General features: G+C 44.1%; 15 protein-coding genes. 5 read left to right on the top strand and 10 right to left on the bottom strand.

Annotation, left to right across the window (positions count from 1 at the left end):
- Window positions 1-156: 156 nt before the first annotated feature.
- Window positions 157-1,617: a tryptophanase gene (locus D0T57_RS06865; protein WP_163272206.1), complete on the bottom strand. Its 1,461-nt coding sequence runs from the start codon at window positions 1,615-1,617 to the stop codon at window positions 157-159.
- A 297-nt stretch (window positions 1,618-1,914) separates the two neighbouring features.
- Between D0T57_RS06865 and D0T57_RS06860 the strand changes: the two genes are divergently transcribed.
- On the top strand, window positions 1,915-2,454 hold the full coding sequence (locus tag D0T57_RS06860) for a hypothetical protein (RefSeq protein ID WP_163272204.1): 540 nt from the start codon (window positions 1,915-1,917) through the stop codon (window positions 2,452-2,454).
- Between the two features lie 72 nt (window positions 2,455-2,526).
- Here the strand turns inward: D0T57_RS06860 and D0T57_RS06855 are convergent, their stop codons facing one another.
- Window positions 2,527-3,063, bottom strand: a complete 537-nt coding sequence (locus D0T57_RS06855; RefSeq protein WP_163272203.1) for an RsmD family RNA methyltransferase — start codon at window positions 3,061-3,063, stop codon at window positions 2,527-2,529.
- Complete coding sequence (locus tag D0T57_RS06850; protein WP_163272201.1) at window positions 3,060-3,875, bottom strand: DUF3822 family protein; 816 nt, start codon at window positions 3,873-3,875, stop codon at window positions 3,060-3,062. The genes D0T57_RS06855 and D0T57_RS06850 overlap by 4 nt, the downstream gene beginning before the upstream one ends.
- 229 nt (window positions 3,876-4,104) lie before the next feature.
- Between D0T57_RS06850 and D0T57_RS06845 the strand changes: the two genes are divergently transcribed.
- Both D0T57_RS06845 and D0T57_RS06840 read left to right on the top strand, forming a co-directional pair.
- A complete protein-coding gene (locus tag D0T57_RS06845) occupies window positions 4,105-5,052 on the top strand; it encodes a UDP-glucuronic acid decarboxylase family protein (RefSeq protein ID WP_163272199.1) in 948 nt (315 codons plus the stop codon).
- Window positions 5,053-5,094: 42 nt separating this feature from the next.
- A complete protein-coding gene (locus D0T57_RS06840; protein ID WP_163272197.1) occupies window positions 5,095-5,811 on the top strand; it encodes a glycosyltransferase family 2 protein in 717 nt (238 codons plus the stop codon).
- Window positions 5,812-5,842: 31 nt separating this feature from the next.
- On the opposite strand, the gene D0T57_RS06835 is transcribed toward D0T57_RS06840, so the two are convergent.
- From D0T57_RS06835 to D0T57_RS06810, 6 genes are all read right to left on the bottom strand, one after another.
- A complete protein-coding gene (locus tag D0T57_RS06835; protein ID WP_163272195.1) occupies window positions 5,843-6,967 on the bottom strand; it encodes a glycosyltransferase in 1,125 nt (374 codons plus the stop codon).
- Window positions 6,964-8,004 (bottom strand): glycosyltransferase family 9 protein, encoded by a 1,041-nt coding sequence (locus D0T57_RS06830; protein WP_163272193.1) that lies wholly within the window; start codon window positions 8,002-8,004, stop codon window positions 6,964-6,966. The genes D0T57_RS06835 and D0T57_RS06830 overlap by 4 nt, the downstream gene beginning before the upstream one ends.
- 57 nt (window positions 8,005-8,061) lie before the next feature.
- Window positions 8,062-8,673, bottom strand: coding sequence for a DUF4254 domain-containing protein (locus D0T57_RS06825; protein WP_163272191.1), 612 nt, complete (start codon window positions 8,671-8,673; stop codon window positions 8,062-8,064).
- Between the two features lie 60 nt (window positions 8,674-8,733).
- Window positions 8,734-10,275 carry a YifB family Mg chelatase-like AAA ATPase gene (locus tag D0T57_RS06820; protein WP_163272189.1) on the bottom strand — a complete coding sequence of 514 codons (1,542 nt, stop codon included), beginning with the start codon at window positions 10,273-10,275 and terminating at the stop codon, window positions 8,734-8,736.
- 218 nt (window positions 10,276-10,493) lie between these two features.
- Window positions 10,494-11,084 (bottom strand): FKBP-type peptidyl-prolyl cis-trans isomerase, encoded by a 591-nt coding sequence (locus tag D0T57_RS06815; RefSeq protein WP_163272187.1) that lies wholly within the window; start codon window positions 11,082-11,084, stop codon window positions 10,494-10,496.
- Between the two features lie 9 nt (window positions 11,085-11,093).
- Window positions 11,094-12,632, bottom strand: coding sequence for a glycine--tRNA ligase (locus D0T57_RS06810; protein ID WP_163272185.1), 1,539 nt, complete (start codon window positions 12,630-12,632; stop codon window positions 11,094-11,096).
- Window positions 12,633-13,248: 616 nt separating this feature from the next.
- Between D0T57_RS06810 and D0T57_RS06805 the strand changes: the two genes are divergently transcribed.
- Window positions 13,249-13,863, top strand: a complete 615-nt coding sequence (locus D0T57_RS06805) for a hypothetical protein (RefSeq protein WP_163272183.1) — start codon at window positions 13,249-13,251, stop codon at window positions 13,861-13,863.
- Window positions 13,864-14,185: 322 nt separating this feature from the next.
- Window positions 14,186-16,885 carry a TonB-dependent receptor gene (locus D0T57_RS06800; RefSeq protein WP_163272181.1) on the top strand — a complete coding sequence of 900 codons (2,700 nt, stop codon included), beginning with the start codon at window positions 14,186-14,188 and terminating at the stop codon, window positions 16,883-16,885.
- A gap of 56 nt (window positions 16,886-16,941) precedes the next feature.
- Here D0T57_RS06800 and D0T57_RS06795 read toward each other — a convergent pair whose 3' ends face one another.
- Window positions 16,942-18,354, bottom strand: coding sequence for an ATP-dependent RecD-like DNA helicase (locus D0T57_RS06795; protein WP_163272179.1), 1,413 nt, complete (start codon window positions 18,352-18,354; stop codon window positions 16,942-16,944).
- Between the last annotated feature and the right edge of the window lie 7 nt (window positions 18,355-18,361).

Raw genomic sequence — 18,361 nt, 5'->3', positions numbered from 1 at the left:
TTTTAGTTTTTATATCCAAAATGGCGGGATGGGAATCTCTACATCAAAGGCGTTTCCATCCCATCCTTATGTAATTTTTGCCTGAAAAAAAGGAAGCCACTGAATGAATCAGCAGCTCCCTAAACTTCACAAACTATTGCTATCTATTAAAACTAACTACAGGCTATCGCCAAAGTCTTCTTTAAATTTCTCTATCAACCGTTGCGGCCAGTCGCTTACAGGCTCGAGCCCTCCCATAAAGAAACGAAGTACAGGCGGCTCGTAAACGAAGCGTAAGCCTCCTATCAGGTGGCGGTTTTCGTATAGCCATGCCATGCGGTCTTCCACATATTTTATTTGCGACAGGGTGAATACCCGGCGTGGAACGGCAAGGCGGAGCAACTCCATATCGGCATAAGTCTCGTTGCCATATTCGTCGCGCTGGTTCGATACCGATCCGCGTTCCATACCCCTGATACCCGATATGAGGAAGAAGGCAGCAGCAAGCGAGCCGGCAGGGTATTCCTTTTGCGAGATATGGGCACAAACCTCCATTGCATTCACGTGGGCGCCAAGTACTCCCGCAGGTGTAACCATAGGCACGCCTTTCTTTTCTAGCGAGTTTACAAGGTATTCTATAAACTGCGGGCTTTGGCAGATCATGCTTTCATCCAGTGTTTCGTACAGCCCTACTGCTATAGATTCTATCTCGCGCACCGACATACCTCCATAGGTAAGGAATCCTTCGAAAAGAGGAATAAGCGGTTCCAGTTCTTTCAATATGGCATGGTCGTTGGTGCAGATACCCCCTCCGCGCGAAGAACTCAGCTTACGCGCCGAGAAATAAACCAGGTCGGCCATCCCCGTCATAGTCTGGATGATATCTTTCATCGAGCTGTTTTTAAACTCTTCCTCGCGTTTTTTCACCAGATAGGCATTCTCGCCAAGCAGGCTGGCATCGAGCACAAGGCGTATTTTGTATTTGTCGGCAATGGCTCGTACGCCCCTGAGGTTTTCTATAGAGAATGGTTGCCCGCCAATCAGGTTGGTCGAAGCCTCCATGCGGATATACGGTATATTGGCAGCACCATGTTTATTAATACAGGCTTCCAGCTTTTCGAGGTTCATATTCCCTTTGAACGGGTGACGGCTGTTTATTACATAGGCTTCATCGTACAACAATTCTTCTATCTTCCCTCCATATTGGGTAATGTGCGCCATGGAAGTAGTGAAGTGGTAATTCATCGGCACAATGCTGCCTTTGCGTATATAGGCATTCGATATTATATTCTCGGCAGCGCGCCCCTGATGCACAGGCAACAGGTATTTCTTTCCCAAAACTTCTTCTACGGCTTTCTGGTATCTTACAAAGCTTTGCGAGCCGGCATAAGCGTCGTCGGCTATCATCATAGCGCCGAGTTGGCGGTCGCTCATCGCATTGGTACCGCTATCGGTAAGCATATCGAGGAATACATCTTTGGTGTCGAGCCTGAAGGTATTGAATCCGGCTTCGTATAGTGCTTCCAGGCGGCGTTCGATGGGTACTAAATGTAGTTTTTGTACAACACGTACTTTGTGCAATTCCAGAGGGATGTCTTCCCCGTTGTAGAACTTAATTTTAGGTGAATTGTCTGACATAGTATTCGTTTATAGTAATGTTATGATTGTTGACAGAATAATAGTTGCGCAATTTATAAATAATTATTCAAAGTGCAATGAATATTTATTGATATGTGATAAATTATTCGCTATAATTATTCTTATTGTGACTATTTGTGTAATAAATATCGTTTTCTGTATCTCTTTTTCTGCATTTTGTCATCTGGTAAAAATTGCTATCTTTGCGCCTGGTTTCTTGCATTTGATAAATAGTAGACAAGAAATATTAGTCAAAAGAAACCGGAAAGTACTAAACAAAACTAACTAATCAAGCAAATGAAAAATTTAAAACTACTAAGCTTCCTTTTTGTTGCCGTATTGAGTTTCGGCTTTGTATCATGCAGCGATGATGACGACGATGACAATGGTGTAAAAAATGTACTTAACTACGATTCTAAATCGTATGAAATCTCTGGCGGACATATCCTTGACTATGGATATGGAGTGTATAATGAAAGTCTCTATAATCTCGATCTTTATCTCTATACAAAAGGAATGAACATTGATGAAGAGACTGGAGACCTTTCCGGCGAAGGGAAAGTGGTATATGCAGAGCTGTGGTCTTCAACTGCAGAGCTTACAGCAGGAACATATACATCTAACCCATGGGGTAACGAAGTTAAGATGAAGGCAAATACATTCTCATCCTTGACCATCTGGGATGGAGATACTGAAGTGCAATTCACTGAAGGAACAGTTACCATTGGCAAATCTGGTGACAATTATACAATTACCATTGCCGGAACAGGTGACGATGGCAAGGCTCTTTCTGCCTCATATCGTGGTACTTTGAAATCCTTCATACCAAAGATGTAAAAAGATTCTGAATCTTTTTTAAGGACGACTAAGAGTAGCCTTCGGATTTTTCGAAGGTTATTTTTTTTGATCTTATTTCTCAAAGATACTGAAGTTGACGCTCCCATACACCCTCTTGTCTGTGAAAAGGGGATAATCAGAAAAATCATACTCTTTCGAGTGTTCCAAGATAAACATTCCATCGGGCTTAATCAGGTCGCGCTCGAAAACGAGGCGGGGTACGTCGGCAAAGTTTTTGAGGTCGTATGGCGGGTCGGCAAAGATAAAATCGAATTGCTCGCGCCCTTTTTCCAGATAGCCGAACGCATCCAGTTTCAACAACTGCATTTCGCTGCCGATTTTCAAGGTTTCCTTCGTTTTCTCGATGAAAGAAGCATGGTTGAAATTCTTTTCTACCGACACCACTCGTGGGCAACCCCTCGAAACCAGTTCGAAGCTAATGCCGCCTGTACCTGCGAAGAGGTCGAGCGCAGAGGTTTCTTCCCAGTCGATAATATTGTTAAGTACATTGAACAGGTTTTCCTTTGCAAAGTCGGTTGTAGGACGGGCTTTGAAATTCTTTGGAGGGTCGAACCTGCGCCCTTTGTGTTTTCCGCTTATAATTCTCATAATGGAAGTGATAAAGAAAGTAAATCGAGCGGAGCCTTGCGGGCATCTTCGCTCCAGAAATGGATTTCCTGCGGCAAGCCTATTATTTCTATGTTGTTGATATACTGGTACAGTTTTTCCGAAAGCCGGCTATCTGCCTTGCCTGCCAGATACAGGGTGTCGTTCATCTGGTCGAAACCGCATTGTTCCCATATTTTCAGTATATAGTAAAGCGTATTTGCCGGAGGTTCGTTTTCGTATGTCAGGCTATGCAAAAGCGTTGCCCCTTGGAAGCAGATGACATCAGTAAAATCTGTGTGGAAATTGACGAACATCTTATTCCCCTCTCCCGAAATGCGTGCTTTTTCTTCAAAGGTATTTATCAATAGTTGCGAATGGTGGAAGAAATGAGGATTCCACAGGTTGCGCGACAGGAAGCTGAATAGGTCGTCTTCTATATTGTAGAGCATTACTATATCCTGCCTCTCGAACAGGGCCGATTGTATATGTCCGGACTTGTTGGTATGGGTGAAATCGTAAAAGTTCTGCTGCTTCTTTTTGTCGTAAAATTCTGCCGGAACCATTTCGTAATCTTTCGAGACTATCACCACGTTGGTCTGCCTGAAAATCTGCGTAAGGAAATTAAAGTCGAAAATAATCCGCTGCACATTTGTCAGCAGGTCGTCGCCCGGTCTGAATGTCGTTTCGCGCAGGCAATAATTATTGCCCATATCGGGATCGGTAATGGAGAACATAAAACCGTTGGGTTTTACGCGCAGCGAAAGGATATATTTTTCCGACTTGCCGAGGTCGATATTTTCGGGTAGAAACATAGGTGACAGATAAGTTTTCTACACAAAGGTAGGAAAAAGATAGTTTTGTTTGTCAACTATTATAGCATCATTGAAGAAATGATGGTGTTATATTTCTGTTCGATCTCGTACGAAGAAATCTAATAACTCCTTGTTTAAAGGCTTTTTGTATATAATTAATGTAAGAGTATGTATGTCAGTTCAATATTTTTTTATTCCTTTGCACCTGAATATTGAATTGATATACTGAATGAACCGTAAGAAAATACTTGTAACCGGAGGAGCTGGATTTATAGGTTCGCACCTATGCGAAAGGTTACTTAACGAAGGAAACGAAGTTATTTGCCTCGACAATTACTTTACAGGATCGAAAGATAATGTAATCCATCTGTTAGACAACCCTTATTTCGAACTGATAAGGCACGATGTTGTGCATCCCTTCCATATAGATGTAGACGAGATATACAATCTTGCCTGTCCTGCATCGCCGGTGCATTACCAGTACAATCCTATCAAGACAATAAAAACCAGTGTGATGGGTGCAATCAATATGCTGGGGCTGGCAAAAAGGGTGAAAGCAAAAATTTTGCAGGCCTCTACCAGCGAAGTATATGGCGACCCTAATGTACATCCTCAACCGGAGGCTTATTGGGGAAATGTCAATCCGATAGGCATACGTTCGTGCTACGACGAAGGTAAGCGTTGCGCCGAAACCCTCTTTATGGACTATCACCGTCAGAACGGGGTGAGAATAAAGATAGTGCGCATATTTAATACTTACGGGCCACGTATGAATCCCGAAGACGGGCGCGTAGTGTCCAACTTCATTGTGCAGGCACTCAAAGGAGAAGATATAACCATATATGGAGACGGTATGCAAACCCGCAGTTTCCAGTATGTAGACGATATGGTAGAAGCAATGGTGCGCATGATGGGCAGCGACGAATCGTTTACAGGCCCTGTCAATACCGGCAATCCGGGCGAATTTACCATGCTGGAACTTGCCAATCTGGTATTGGAACTCACCGGTTCGAAATCGAAACTGATCTTTTGCCCACTGCCTAGCGACGACCCTAAACAACGCCGCCCGGATATATCTCTGGCTAAAGAAAAACTGGGATGGGAACCAAAGGTGCAATTAAGGGACGGTCTGGTGAAAACCATCGGATATTTTGACAATGTACTGAAAAATTCATAATGAAAATAATGCCCCTATAAATTAATATAACTCTGAACTTTGATGAAACTATCAGTTGTAATACCCGCTTATAACGAAGCAAAAACGATTCATTTAATATTAGATAAAGTAATAGAAGTAGAGCTCATAGGAGGCTTTACCAAGGAAATAATAATAGTAAACGACTGCTCGAAGGACGATACAGTGGCTGTCGTTCAAAAATACATTGCGGCACATCCTCAAGCCGATATGAAGCTGTTTGAGCAGCCGAAAAACATGGGTAAAGGCGCGGCCCTACACCGAGGAATAGCTGAGGCTACAGGCGACTATATCATCATACAGGATGCCGATCTGGAATACGATCCCGAAGAATACAATATATTGCTTAAACCTGTTGTAAACGGTTTTGCCGATGTAGTATTCGGATCGCGTTTTCTGGGAGGAAAGCCTCACCGTATCCTGTTTTTCTGGCACTCTATAGGCAACAAGTGGCTCACATTTGTATCCAATATGTTTACCAACCTGAACCTTACCGATATGGAAACCTGCTACAAGCTTTTCCGTTCGGATATTATAAAGAGCATCCCGTTGCAAGAAAGACGTTTCGGATTCGAGCCGGAAGTTACGGCAAAAGTTGCCCGTTATCCTAAGGTAAGAATATACGAAGTCGGTATTTCTTATTATGGAAGAACTTACGAAGAAGGTAAGAAAATAGGGTGGCGCGATGGAGTGAGAGCATTTATCTGTATGCTCAAATACGGTTTGTTCAGGATGAAATAGGAAGTATAATAAGATATTTTCAGACAGTTGCTTACAACTGAGAAAAAAAAGATTCGATTGATCTGGTGAAGTTTTCCCACGACAATCGTTTCTTTTCTTTTTTAAGGTTTTCTTTATATTGCTCAAGCCCGGCATCATCGGTGGCGAAGAATGACTTTATGCCTTGTGCCAGATCCGAAGCTGTTGGTTCAGATACGACTAACCCCGTTCCGGAATGGTTGACAGTGCTTCCCAGCGCGCCCACATTGGTCGCTATCATTGGCAGTTCCAGTTGATATGCCAGTGCAACCACGCCGCTCTGCGTAGCCGAACGATAGGGTAGAGCCAATACATCCGCCGCCGAGAATAGTGTTGTTACCATATTATCGGGGATATATTGCTCGAAAACTTTTATATTGTCTTTCAATGGCGAATTATTTATCAGTCCGGTATATTTATCGAAGCTGCCGTAGCTTTCTCCGGCAATTATCAACTGATATGAATCGTCGAGATACGCCATTGCCTCTATCAGCAGATCCAATCCCTTATAGTCTCTTATCAGCCCGAAGAACAGGAGATTCTTTTTATCCGCCATTACTCCCAGTTCGTTGCATGCCGTTTCTTTATCGAACCGTTCGGCATAATGGTCGTAGATGGGATGAGGCTGCAAAAGAACAACAGCATTTTTTTTCAGAGTCAGCAGGTCTTTTCTTACGGGATCGCTCATTACAATAAAAGCGTCGCACCTGTTGAAAAAGAATTTTGCCAACGGCTTTTCTATCAATGTCCGTTCGTGCGATATGGCATTGTGTACCAGAGAGACAACCTTAGTCCTTTTGTTCACAAACAGGCAAACCGAACCATAAGCCGGAGCCAGAAACGACATCCAGTAAGGGATTATCAGCAGATCGGGGGCATATTTGTTTATTTCCCTTGCTGTTTTTATATACGAGAAAGGATTGATGCTACTCAACACCCTACGGCTGTCGATAACAGTCACAGGATCGTTTTCGGTCACATACTGAGTTTTACCCGGAAAGAGGAAATTGGGATATAATGTAGTAAAGGTAAATGCTTTCACCTCATTGTTTTTCGATAGCTCCGTGTAGAGGCGGGCATTGAGTTGTGCCAACCCTCCCCTGTAGGGGTAGAAAGGTGAAAGTATTGCTATTTTCATTTCTGCTTCGCGGCTATTACTTCGTTTACCCGGTCTACTACAGTTTCTTCTTTTATCATATTCAGGCAGGCATAATCGCTTCTCAGGCATGGTTGCTCGCCGAATACGGAACATGGGCGACAATCGAGATCGCCGATTTGCACAGCATTTTTCAAATCCTGACGGAATCCGTAAAACCCTAAAGCCGGATGGGTTGCACCCCATATGGAAACCACCGGAACCTGCACCAGAGAAGCCAGATGCATATTTGCAGAATCCATGGTGAGCATGACATCCATATACGACATAAGCAAAAGCTCTTTATTAAGGTTCACTTTTCCTGTTGGGTCTATAATGTTAGGATATTTTTTTGCCCAAAGGGACAATACTTTCTGTTCTTCTTTGCCTGCGCCAAAAAGGAAGACCGTAGTATTTGGCTGTGCCGATAGTTTTTCTACAACCTTTTCCATCTTCTCCAAAGGATAGATTTTCCCTTTATGTTTGGCAAAAGGAGCGACACCGATCCATGTGCCTTCTTTTTCGGTTACAACAGCGTTCAACAGCGACAAATCTTTGCCTACGAAGTCGAACAGGTTGTTGAATACCATTGGTGCGGGAAATCCCAACTTGTCGAATACTTCGCGGTATCTTTCGATTGTATGTTTCAGAGGTTGATCCAGTTTTTTGCTTGCAATAAGATCATATTTCTCTTTGCGCCCTTTGTCTATCTTTGCAGTCTTTTTGCCTAGAAGGAACATGCTGCAACGCACTCCTTTCGACCTCAATACATCGTGTACATCGGCCACGTGGGAAAACCGCATAGGTATAAGCCTTCTCATTACCCTGATGAAACCTCTTATCCCCTTATGCCTCTTCTTGAGGTCTAAGGGTATCACATTGATATTGAACCCTAAATTTTCGAATAACGGAGCGAATGCTTTCCGTGTCATTACCGAGAATCTGTCTTGCGGGTACTTCGCTGCAACGGAAGCGACCACAGGAACCAGTAATGCAACGTCGCCAAAAGAAGATGCTCTTATTACCAAAACCTTAGCCATAAGCTTAAAAAATAATTACTGTATTAGTTTGTGTCGTGTTTTTATTTATAGTCTTTTCTATTTCGAAGGCTTACCATACAAAACAGGGTTCAGCGATGGGTCGTTGTACATCTTCATCTGTTTGTACACCTTCATATATTTTTTGCCGGCTTCTATATCGGCCAACAATTCTTCTATCGCTGTAGACAAGTCGCTCCGCTGGGTAAGCAATACTTGCAGTTTTTTCTCCGTTTCGGCACGGTGGTCGCGCGATGCATCTTTTCGGTCGGTCTCTTGCTGCATATGATATATCTTGAGCGCCAGTATCGAGAGGCGGTCTATAGCCCATGCAGGGCTTTCGGTGTTGATCTGTGCTCTGGGCTCAACTTTTACATCCTTGTATTTTTCGAGGAAATAACTGTCTATCAATTCCACGAGGTCTGTCCTTTCCTGATTCGATTTGTCTATCCTGCGTTTTATTTTCAAAGCTTCGGCAGAGTTTATTTCCGGATCGCGGATTATATCCTCCAGATGCCATTGCACAGTGTCTATCCAGTTTTTCAGGTACAAGAAATATTCAATAGTCTTTTCCGGATAAGGATTATTGATAACAGTGTCTACATTATCATGTTTATGATAATCTTCAATCGATCTCTTGAATATAAAATTACTAATTTCGGTAAAAGTCATAATTTAATTGTTTAAATACTAAGGTCACAAACTTACTTATTATCTACCCAAGTATATCTGTCACTTATTAGCCCAGGTTTCTCTATCCAAATTTCGGTAATTTATTGCTTCTGCCAAATGTTTCGGTTCAATTTTTTCGGAATTATCTAAATCGGCTATTGTCCGCGATACTTTCAGAATTCTGTCGTAGGCCCTGGCCGACAGGTTGAACCTATCCATTGCTGTTTTCAATAATTGCAGTCCTGTTTCATCAATAGAAGCATATTTGTTCAGCATTTTGGGAGTCATCTGTGCATTGCAATATGTTCCTTCTTCGTTTTCGAAACGCTTTACTTGTATCTCCCTCGCTTTTATCACCCTTTGCCTGATGTCTTTGCTTGGTTCGGCAGGGGTTTTGTCCGATATTTTTTCGAAGGGTACGGGTACTATCTCTATATGTATGTCTATCCTGTCGAGCAAAGGCCCTGAAATTTTATTCAGATACTTCTGCACTGCTCCGCCCGGGCAAACGCAGTCTTTCTCGGGATGGTTGTAATATCCGCACGGGCATGGGTTCATCGACGAAACCAGCATGAAACTGGCCGGATAATCGACAGTGAACTTCGACCTCGATATGGTTATTCTCCTATCCTCAAGGGGTTGGCGCATTACTTCGAGCACACTCCTGCTAAATTCGGGCAGTTCGTCCAGAAAAAGCACCCCATTGTGTGCCAGGCTTATCTCACCCGGCTGAGGGTATGTTCCGCCACCTACGAGGGCTACATCGGAGATGGTGTGATGGGGACTCCGGAAAGGACGTTGAGCCATCAGCGAAGTGTCTGAGCCCATCTTACCTGCTACACTATGTATTTTTGTGGTTTCCAGTGCTTCGTACAGTGTAAAGGGGGGAAGGATGGAGGGCATCCGTTTTGCCATCATCGACTTTCCCGCGCCCGGAGGGCCTATCATTATCAGGTTGTGCCCGCCGGCAGCGGCAACTTCCAAAGCCCGCTTTACGTTTTCCTGTCCTTTTACATCGGAGAAATCAAATTCGAATAATTGTTGGGAGCTGTGAAATTCTGCTCTGGTATCTACAACGGTTTTTTCGAGTTGCTTCTTTCCATTGAAAAACTCTACTACTTCGGTTATATTATCCACACCGAAAACATCCAGATTGTTCACCACAGCGGCTTCTCTCGCATTCTTGCCGGGAAGCACGATGCCCTTAAAGCCCAGCTCGCGGGCTTTGATTGCAATGGGCAAAACCCCTTTTATGGGCAGGATAGAGCCATCGAGCGACAATTCTCCCATTATCATGTAATCTTCGAGCATACCGGGGTCGACACCGTTGGATGCGCCCAGAATACCGATAGCCAACGGCAAATCGTATGCTGTGCCTTCCTTGCGTATATCGGCGGGAGACATGTTTATAACGACTTGTTGTCTTGGGAATTTGTAGCCATTGACTTGCAATGCCGAAACGATACGTTCGTGGCTTTCTTTTACCGATGCATCGGGCAGTCCTACAAGCATAAATTTTATGCCTTTAGAACAATTCACTTCAATGGTTATCAAAGTGGCTTCTATACCATGCACTGCAGCGCCAAATACTTTAGCTAACATTTCACCTATTCTGTATTTGTTTTTACTCGAATGCAAAAATATAAAAATAACCGGAATAAAGGCTGTTTATCAGACGAAAAGATAGCCAAGCAGTCTTGTTGACAACGATGCCTCTTGGCTTTTTCAATAAATAAAGCCTGTCTGAAAATCAGGCAGGCTCATGTATCATCTTCTCTTTTGACACCCTTATGGTGTCTTTTTTATTTCAGAATCCCGACCTAGTCAAACTCTCCTTCGTTGCGTGCAACTATTTTCAACAGTTTTATATCGAAGAAAAGCGTAGTATATGCAGGGATCGCGCTTGTTGCCGATGTTCCATATCCTAATTGTTGGGGAATACAAACTTCTCTTTCTTCGCCAACGGTCATGTATTGCAATATATCTACCCACCCCATTACACCACCTTGGGCAAGGGTGCTGAGGCGAAAGCCGCGTCCGGACTGGGCATTGTTATTACCCTCTGTGCTATCGAATTCTACTTTGTTGCCATCGTAGTTCAGGTACCAGCCAATATAGCGCACAACCACACTATCGGTTACATGCGGAGTGCCTTCTTGTGTGATTTTAGGTGTGGCAAGGCCTATAGTGTTGGTTATCACATCGGTATATTTCCAGTAGAGAGTACCGTTTCTCGAAAATGATTCCAAAGGTTTGTATTCTCCGCTTGTGGCCACATCCCTTACTACTTTTTCGTTGTATGCCTTCCATTCCTCATCTATCTGATAGGGGTCGTCATCGTCTTCGCACGATGAAAACAGAAGTACAAAGCTGCTGAGCAGGATTGATATTATTAGTACGTTTTTGTTCATATTTATAGTTTATCCTATTGTTTTCAAAAGGTTCTTCAAGCTCACTTTGTCGGCTATGATACCTGCAAGCCGGTCGATGGCTACGCGTTCTTGCTCCATAGTGTCGCGGTAACGGATAGTAACCGTATTGTCTTGCAAAGTCTGGTGGTCTACTGTTACGCAATAAGGAGTGCCTATGGCATCCTGACGGCGGTAACGCTTACCTATGCTGTCTTTTTCGTCGTACTGGCATTTGAAGTCGAATTTCAGGTTGTCGATTATCTCGCGTGCTTTTTCCGGCAATCCGTCTTTCTTCACCAATGGCAATACACCTAGTTTTATCGGGGCAAGTGCCGGAGGCAGTTTCAATACTACGCGGCTTTCTCCGCCTTCGAGCTGCTCTTCGCAATATGACGCCGACATAACCGACAAAAACATACGGTCGACTCCGATCGACGTTTCTATAACGTAAGGAACATACGATTTATTGAGTTCGGGATCGAAATATTGTATTTTTTTACCCGAAAACTCCTCGTGGCTGCTCAGGTCGAAATCGGTACGCGAGTGTATTCCCTCTACTTCCTTGAAACCGAATGGCATTTCGAATTCTACGTCTGTGGCGGCATTGGCATAGTGCGCAAGCTTGTCGTGGTCGTGGAAACGGTATTTTTTGTCGCCGAACCCGAGTGCTTTGTGCCACTTCATACGGGTTTCTTTCCATTTGGCAAACCATTCGAGTTCTTCGCCCGGACGAACGAAGAATTGCATCTCCATTTGTTCGAACTCGCGCATACGGAAGATAAACTGGCGGGCAACTATCTCGTTGCGGAATGCTTTACCTATCTGTGCGATACCAAATGGTATTTTCATGCGTCCTGTCTTTTGCACGTTCAGGAAGTTGACAAATATACCTTGTGCCGTTTCCGGGCGCAGGTACACTTTCATTGCGCCATCGGTAGTCGATCCCATTTCGGTAGAGAACATCAGGTTGAACTGGCGCACATCTGTCCAGTTGCGCGTTCCACTGATAGGGTCTGCTATTTCGCAGTCGATTATTATCTGGCGAAGCTCTTCCAGGTTGCTGTCGTTGAGCGCTTTTGCAAAACGTGTATGAATTTCGTCGCGTTTTTGCTGGTTTTCGAGCACACGAGGATTCGTCTGGCGGAACATAGCTTCGTCGAAGCTTTCGCCAAAACGTTTTGCAGCTTTTTCTACTTCCTTGTTTATCTTGTCGTCTATCTTGGCCAGATGGTCTTCGATAAGCACATCGGCACGGTAGCGTTTTTTACTGTCTTTATTATCTATCAATGGGTCGTTGAAGGCATCCACGTGTCCCGATGCTTTCCAGATAGTAGGGTGCATAAATATGGCGGAGTCGATACCCACTACATTTTCGTTAAGCAGTACCATGCTGTCCCACCAATACTTCTTGATGTTGTTTTTGAGTTCCACGCCCATTTGCCCATAGTCGTAAACCGCGCTTAGCCCATCGTATATCTCACTCGACTGGAATACAAAACCATACTCTTTGCAGTGCGAAACTATCTTCTTGAAAACATCTTCTGACATAACTCTTTCTGTTCTTTTTACGTTCAGTTTTATATGAATTTGAATAAGTTGCACAAAGTAAACATTTTTTTTTGATATAAGAGGGCTTGCAGCTAGCCATTAATACTAACCTGATATCCGGTTTTTGCATATTTAGTAACTGTTTAAATTTTATACGAATACTTTATTATTACTTTTTCTTCATTCATTTTCAGTCTGTTTTCGGCTAATTTCCCCCTTCGCTCAGCTCAAGTTAGGATGAATAAAATTTAAACAGTTCCTTACTGTGTCTGGTTGGCGATGAACAGGCGTTTTTTACCCGAAGGCGAAAAATAACGCTTTTTTGAGCCGTTAGCTGTTTTAGCCTCCAAAGGCTTGTGTGTCGGCTATTATCATAACCTGGAGATTATCTTGCCCGCACAGGCTTGGAATATGAGCGAATAAATATTATTTTTATAGTCTCATCCATTAGAGAAGCGGAAATAAGAGCAAACTGCAAGAACAAAAAATGCAAAGCAAACAGAGAAGGTATTGTTTTTTAACAAAAAAAGCTGGTAATGAGTGCCGTGGCTACCTTGTCTGATAATTATGGTGTTGCTTTTCGCTAAGATTGATTGTCTATTTATACTGGGAAACAATGACAAATAAAATAAAAGAACTAAGGAAAATAGTTCCCATCCCCATAGGAGAAGCCATGCAACTGCTGAAAGAGAATGACGGCGATATAGAAAAATGCGTTTACCTCTTCAAAGCAAAATCTATTGCTGAAATCTGCAAACAGACCGGATGCGACGAAGCGGTGGCCGCCCGGCATTACGAAGAGGAAAAACTTGATATAAACCGAGCTGTATCTGTCGTAAAAGACACCCTGTTCGATGCCGGATACACCCCCATCGGTGGGCTTACGGCAGCTAAGATAAGAACCGTTTACAGTTGGTTTCACCTGATAGAAGAATATGATCTGGGTGCAGCATTAAGTTTTTCGCTATTGAATGTTGTTGCAGAGGTGTTTTCGTTGATTCCCGAAACAAAAGAATTTGCTGTCTCGATCGGAAAGGCAAAAGTGGCGAAAGATATTATTTTCGAGGGATATGCCGATTCCGATCCTTTAGAAGAGTTTGTGCGCAGGAGCCAACGACTCGACGATGATGCCGATTTTAGCCAAGTGCTGGCTGTCGTAAACCTGCAAACAACAACCATAAAAGAAATATTGAACAAGCATTTGAGGAATTTGGTGAGGCTGAATATATAATAAAGACGGCATTTACCAGTTTATTCAGAGCAAACGCATGAAAAATGATATTCCAGTTTTGGTTACTGTAGGGGCGAATTATCATTCGCCCGGAATAGGGGAAATCTGCGGGCGAATGATAATTCGCCCCTACAAAGCTCAGAATTGAGTCCAGATAAATTTATGCGCTTGCCAATTTATTGGAAGAATTATGGTTTGTTAAATTAAAAATGTATAGGCAGGCAATGTTATACATTTTTTAAGAAAAAATAATTAGGGAATTTACATATTAACCTACTCTAGTAAAAAAAGGTTATCTTCGTTGTTCCAAAAGTATGGTTTTATGAGATTTTTGTTTATCGCTCTACTATCCCTTTTGAGTCTTTCCTCCGTTGCCCAATCGGCGGGGAAAACACAAAGAGGATACGTGCGGGGACAAGTGTATTACAAAGAATCGGACGAAACCATCCCCTACGCTACCATCCGCATCCTTTCGCAAGCCGACAGTACACAAATCAGGGCAGTAGCCACCGATACTACAGGCCGGTTTAACATACCGTTGCCCCTTGGCAGCTATATATTCGAAGCCTCTTTTATGGGACGTAAATCTTATTCCGGTAAAATAGACCTGTCGGCAAAAGAGCCGGGAGTTACCCTCGGTAAGATATACCTGGAAGAAAGTGCCATATCGCTCGATGCCGCAATAGTGGAAGTGCAGGTGCCCAATATAGTAGTAAGAGGCGATACCATAGAATACAATGCCGGTTCGTACACCGCCGAAGAAAGCGATATGCTCCAAGACATTATAAGGAATATTCCCGGCATAGAGGTAAATAGCAACGGTACCATTGTGGCAAACGGAAAGCCCGTCAAGAAAATATTGGTGGACGGAAAAGAGTTTTTCGGCAACGACATTCCTATGGCGCTCGCCAATCTGCCTGCCAATATGATAAAGAAGCTGCAACTGTATAAAGAAGAATCGGAAACGGCAAAGATAACCGGATTCAAAGACAAGAACCCCGACCAGGTTATCAACCTTGTGGTAAAGGAGGAACTCAAACAAAGCATATTTGGCGATGTGAGGGCAGGATACGGCAGCGACAATAAATATTCGAACAAGGTGTCGGCTAATTATATGAGGAACGACAACCAGATATCGGTAATCGGCGACCTCAACAATGTCAACGGCGACGATATGTCGGCAGGGCTCGACAATGGCATCGACAAGAATAAAAACCTGGGCGCAAATGCTTATTTCCACGCCTCCAAAAAGTTTAAGATAGGAGGTAATATCCGCTATTCGAACAACGAGAACCTGATGGAGACAAAGACTAACACCCAGACTTTCCTCTCCACCGGCGACCGCTATTCGGTATCGGATATGTCGACCCTCAATACCCGCGAAAGTTTCAATATGGGGATGAACCTGCAATGGAAACCCGATTCGATGACAACTGTCTTTGCCCGCTCTTATGCCAATTTCAACAATACGCATAGCGAAAACTCGTCTGCCGACCTGTCTTATGTAATAGGGGGAGATACCACTTCGGGCAATTCGCTCAGGCTGACGAGGGGCGATGGCCTTAATGTCAACAATTTCGTTACTGTGGGGCGCAAGCTGGACAATAAGGGCAGGGTGCTGAGCTTCACGTTCAACAACTCCATACGCAAAGATGATTCCAAAGGGTCGAATTACTCACTTACCCAATATACCGACAATACGCCCGACAAGGTAATAGACCAACTGACCAATACCAATAGCAGGACAAACAGCTATAACCTGTCGGCATCGTATGTAGAGCCTTTGGGCAAAGATTACAGGCTGAAACTATCTTACTCGTACAACAGGAACGACTCGAAAAGGGAGCGCGATGTCCGCCGGAAGGACGATGATGGCAACTATACCGTGGTAGATACCGCTTATACGCGGAATACCAAAAACAGGTACATAACGCAGAGCATCAGCCTCAATTTTCAGGCGGATAAAGAAAAATACAGGTACACATTGGGCTTTAGCATCGACCCTTCTTCGTCGAGCAGCAATGTCACTATGGGCGATTCTATAATAGAAAACCTGAAGCAGAGAGTAATCAATTTTTCTCCCAGCCTCAACTTCTCGTATATGCCAAACGACAATAGCAGCTTCGACTTCAGCTATTCCGGTGCTACCAGCCAGCCAAGCCTAAGCCAGCTTTCGGCAGATACGATTATCGTCAGTGCCCTGTCGAAAAGGTATGGCAACCCCAACCTGAAGCCCAGCTACAGCAACAATCTGAATGCTTATTATCAAAAGTCGAATTACGAAACCGGGCGGTTTTTTATGATTTCCACAGGCTTTAACTATACGTTCAACAATATTGTCAATTACACCCTGATAGACGATAAGGGGAACACGACCGATACCTACAAGAACGTTAGCGGCAACCTGGGGGCAAACCTCAATGTGATGTACGATACGCCACTGAAAAACAAGAAATTCTCGATCAATAATACAACCTATATCAACTTCTATAAGAATATAGGTTACTCGAATGGCGACAAGGCAATTACCAACAACTGGGTATTGAGTGAACAGATAATGGCAAAGTTCAAGTCGTCGAAGGTAGAAACCAGCCTGCGCGCAGGCATCACCCATAGCACCAGCCGCAACAACCTCACCGACTTGCAAAACCGGAGTACGACCAATTACAATCTTTACCATTTCCTGCAAATAAGGCTGCCGTTCGATTTTTCGATACAAAGCAACCTGAGCTATTCGTACTATTCGGGTTACGAAAACGACTTCAAGAACAGTGAGTTGCTTTGGAACGCTTCTGTTTCGAAGCACTTCCTAAAGAAGAAACGAGGAACGCTGAAAGCTCAGTTTTACGACATACTCAACGATCGCAACAACCTCACCCGCATAGTGACCGGAAACTATATCTCCGACGCACGAACCAATACTGTCAACCAGTATTTTATGGTAAGTTTCTCCTACCGCTTCAATATTATAAAAGGGAAGAGTAAGAAGAGCGGCGAGGAGAACGATTACGAAGATTATTAAATTTTATTCATTAAGGCGGGCAACCGCTATCTGTACCCTGCTTTTAGTGTAGACCATCACACAAACTCATCCGGCAGGTTTACCAAATACAGTTTTCCGCTAGCCCGCGTGATAGCCGTATAGAGCCAGCGGTAGAAATTCACGCCCAAGTGTTCTTCGGCAATATACCCCAAGTCTAAGAACACATTTGTCCACTCACCCCCCTGCGCCTTGTGGCAGGTAACGGCATAAGCAAATTTTACCTGTACGGCATTGAAGTAAGGGTCTGTTTTCAACTGCTTCATCTTGCCGGCTCTGGTAGATATGTCGGCATAGTCTTCCAATACGTTCAGCAGCAGTTCTTCCGAACGTTCGCGCGACAGTCCTGCCACATCCGAGTGTAGGGTGTCCATCAATATCTTTATCTCCAGTTCGGTGTCGTAGTCGAAACTCCTGACCTGTACATCGCAGAAGCGGAAGCCGTAAAGTTCCTGCTCGTTTCTCACGCGCACCACCTCCACTATTTCGCCATTGGCAAGGAAGTCTATTTCGTCTATCTTTTCTGTCCAGTAATAGTTGTTTCTGGTTATCATCAGCAGGTCGCCTGTCGATAGCTCTTCTTCGCGGTAAAGTATGCTGTTTCTTACCCCCTGGTTGTAGATGTTGCACCGCTTGTTCGACCGCGCTATTATCATCGTGCTTTCTATGCCGTCGCGGCTGTAAGCCGAGTTTATCTCATCTATCAGGTCTTCGCCCGATATGCGGACTATATCCGTGTATTTCTTTAGCTTGAGTTTGGGGTAAGCACCTGTTTTGCCTTTGTTGAGGGCGTTGCGGATAGCCGTTGCGTTTACCAGTATGCCCGAAGCCTCGGCCTGCCTCACTATCTGCGACAGCATGGCATCCCTCACTTCGAGCCCATAGCCTTCGAGTACGGCTACCTTCAATGCGGGGCTATCTTCTTCGCCTACGGGTGGCAACTGTGCCGAGTCGCCAATCAGCAGCAAGCGGCAATTCTCGCCCGAATAGACATAGTGTATAAGGTCGTCCAACAGGCAGCCTGTGCCAAAGTACGAACTGTCGGAGCCGGAGTTGCTGATCATCGAAGCCTCGTCGACTATAAACAGGGTGTCTTTGTGCAGGTTGTCCATCAAACCGAAATTGCCGAAGTCGCCGGAGAATTTCTGCTGGCGATATATTTTCTTGTGGATGGTAAATGCAGGATGGTTGGCATAGGCCGAAAATACTTTTGCCGCCCGTCCGGTGGGAGCCAGCAAGACTGTTTTCTGCCTAAACTCGGTCATGGTTTTTACCAACGCACCAAGCAGTGACGATTTTCCCGTACCTGCATAGCCCCTTAGCAGGAAGATGGCTTCTTCTTTGGGCAGGAAAAGGAAATCGACTATCCTGTCCAATGCTCCGCCCTGCTCGGACGTGAGTTCGAACGGAAAATTCTCTTTTACCTTGTCTTTGAAGAAGTTGCTTAGCATATCTTAA

The sequence above is a fragment of the Dysgonomonas sp. 511 genome (genome assembly GCF_010501105.1).
GTDB lineage: Bacteria > Bacteroidota > Bacteroidia > Bacteroidales > Dysgonomonadaceae > Dysgonomonas.
The sequence above is the reverse complement of the archived record's forward strand: the minus strand, read 5'-3'. Positions and strand labels throughout refer to the sequence as shown.

Bases quoted from the DNA above. Each gene is read 5' to 3' on its own strand.
- D0T57_RS06835 (WP_163272195.1), bottom strand. From the start codon at position 6,967: ATGAAAATAGCAATACTTTCACCTTTCTACCCCTACAGGGGAGGGTTG.
- D0T57_RS06840 (WP_163272197.1), top strand. From the start codon at position 5,095: ATGAAACTATCAGTTGTAATACCCGCTTATAACGAAGCAAAAACGATT.
- D0T57_RS06850 (WP_163272201.1), bottom strand. From the start codon at position 3,875: ATGTTTCTACCCGAAAATATCGACCTCGGCAAGTCGGAAAAATATATC.
- D0T57_RS06860 (WP_163272204.1), top strand. From the start codon at position 1,915: ATGAAAAATTTAAAACTACTAAGCTTCCTTTTTGTTGCCGTATTGAGT.
- D0T57_RS06800 (WP_163272181.1), top strand. From the start codon at position 14,186: ATGAGATTTTTGTTTATCGCTCTACTATCCCTTTTGAGTCTTTCCTCC.
- D0T57_RS06810 (WP_163272185.1), bottom strand. From the start codon at position 12,632: ATGTCAGAAGATGTTTTCAAGAAGATAGTTTCGCACTGCAAAGAGTAT.
- D0T57_RS06865 (WP_163272206.1), bottom strand. From the start codon at position 1,617: ATGTCAGACAATTCACCTAAAATTAAGTTCTACAACGGGGAAGACATC.
- D0T57_RS06825 (WP_163272191.1), bottom strand. From the start codon at position 8,673: ATGACTTTTACCGAAATTAGTAATTTTATATTCAAGAGATCGATTGAA.
- D0T57_RS06805 (WP_163272183.1), top strand. From the start codon at position 13,249: ATGACAAATAAAATAAAAGAACTAAGGAAAATAGTTCCCATCCCCATA.
- D0T57_RS06845 (WP_163272199.1), top strand. From the start codon at position 4,105: ATGAACCGTAAGAAAATACTTGTAACCGGAGGAGCTGGATTTATAGGT.
- D0T57_RS06815 (WP_163272187.1), bottom strand. From the start codon at position 11,084: ATGAACAAAAACGTACTAATAATATCAATCCTGCTCAGCAGCTTTGTA.
- D0T57_RS06820 (WP_163272189.1), bottom strand. From the start codon at position 10,275: ATGTTAGCTAAAGTATTTGGCGCTGCAGTGCATGGTATAGAAGCCACT.
- D0T57_RS06830 (WP_163272193.1), bottom strand. From the start codon at position 8,004: ATGGCTAAGGTTTTGGTAATAAGAGCATCTTCTTTTGGCGACGTTGCA.
- D0T57_RS06855 (WP_163272203.1), bottom strand. From the start codon at position 3,063: ATGAGAATTATAAGCGGAAAACACAAAGGGCGCAGGTTCGACCCTCCA.
- D0T57_RS06795 (WP_163272179.1), bottom strand. From the start codon at position 18,354: ATGCTAAGCAACTTCTTCAAAGACAAGGTAAAAGAGAATTTTCCGTTC.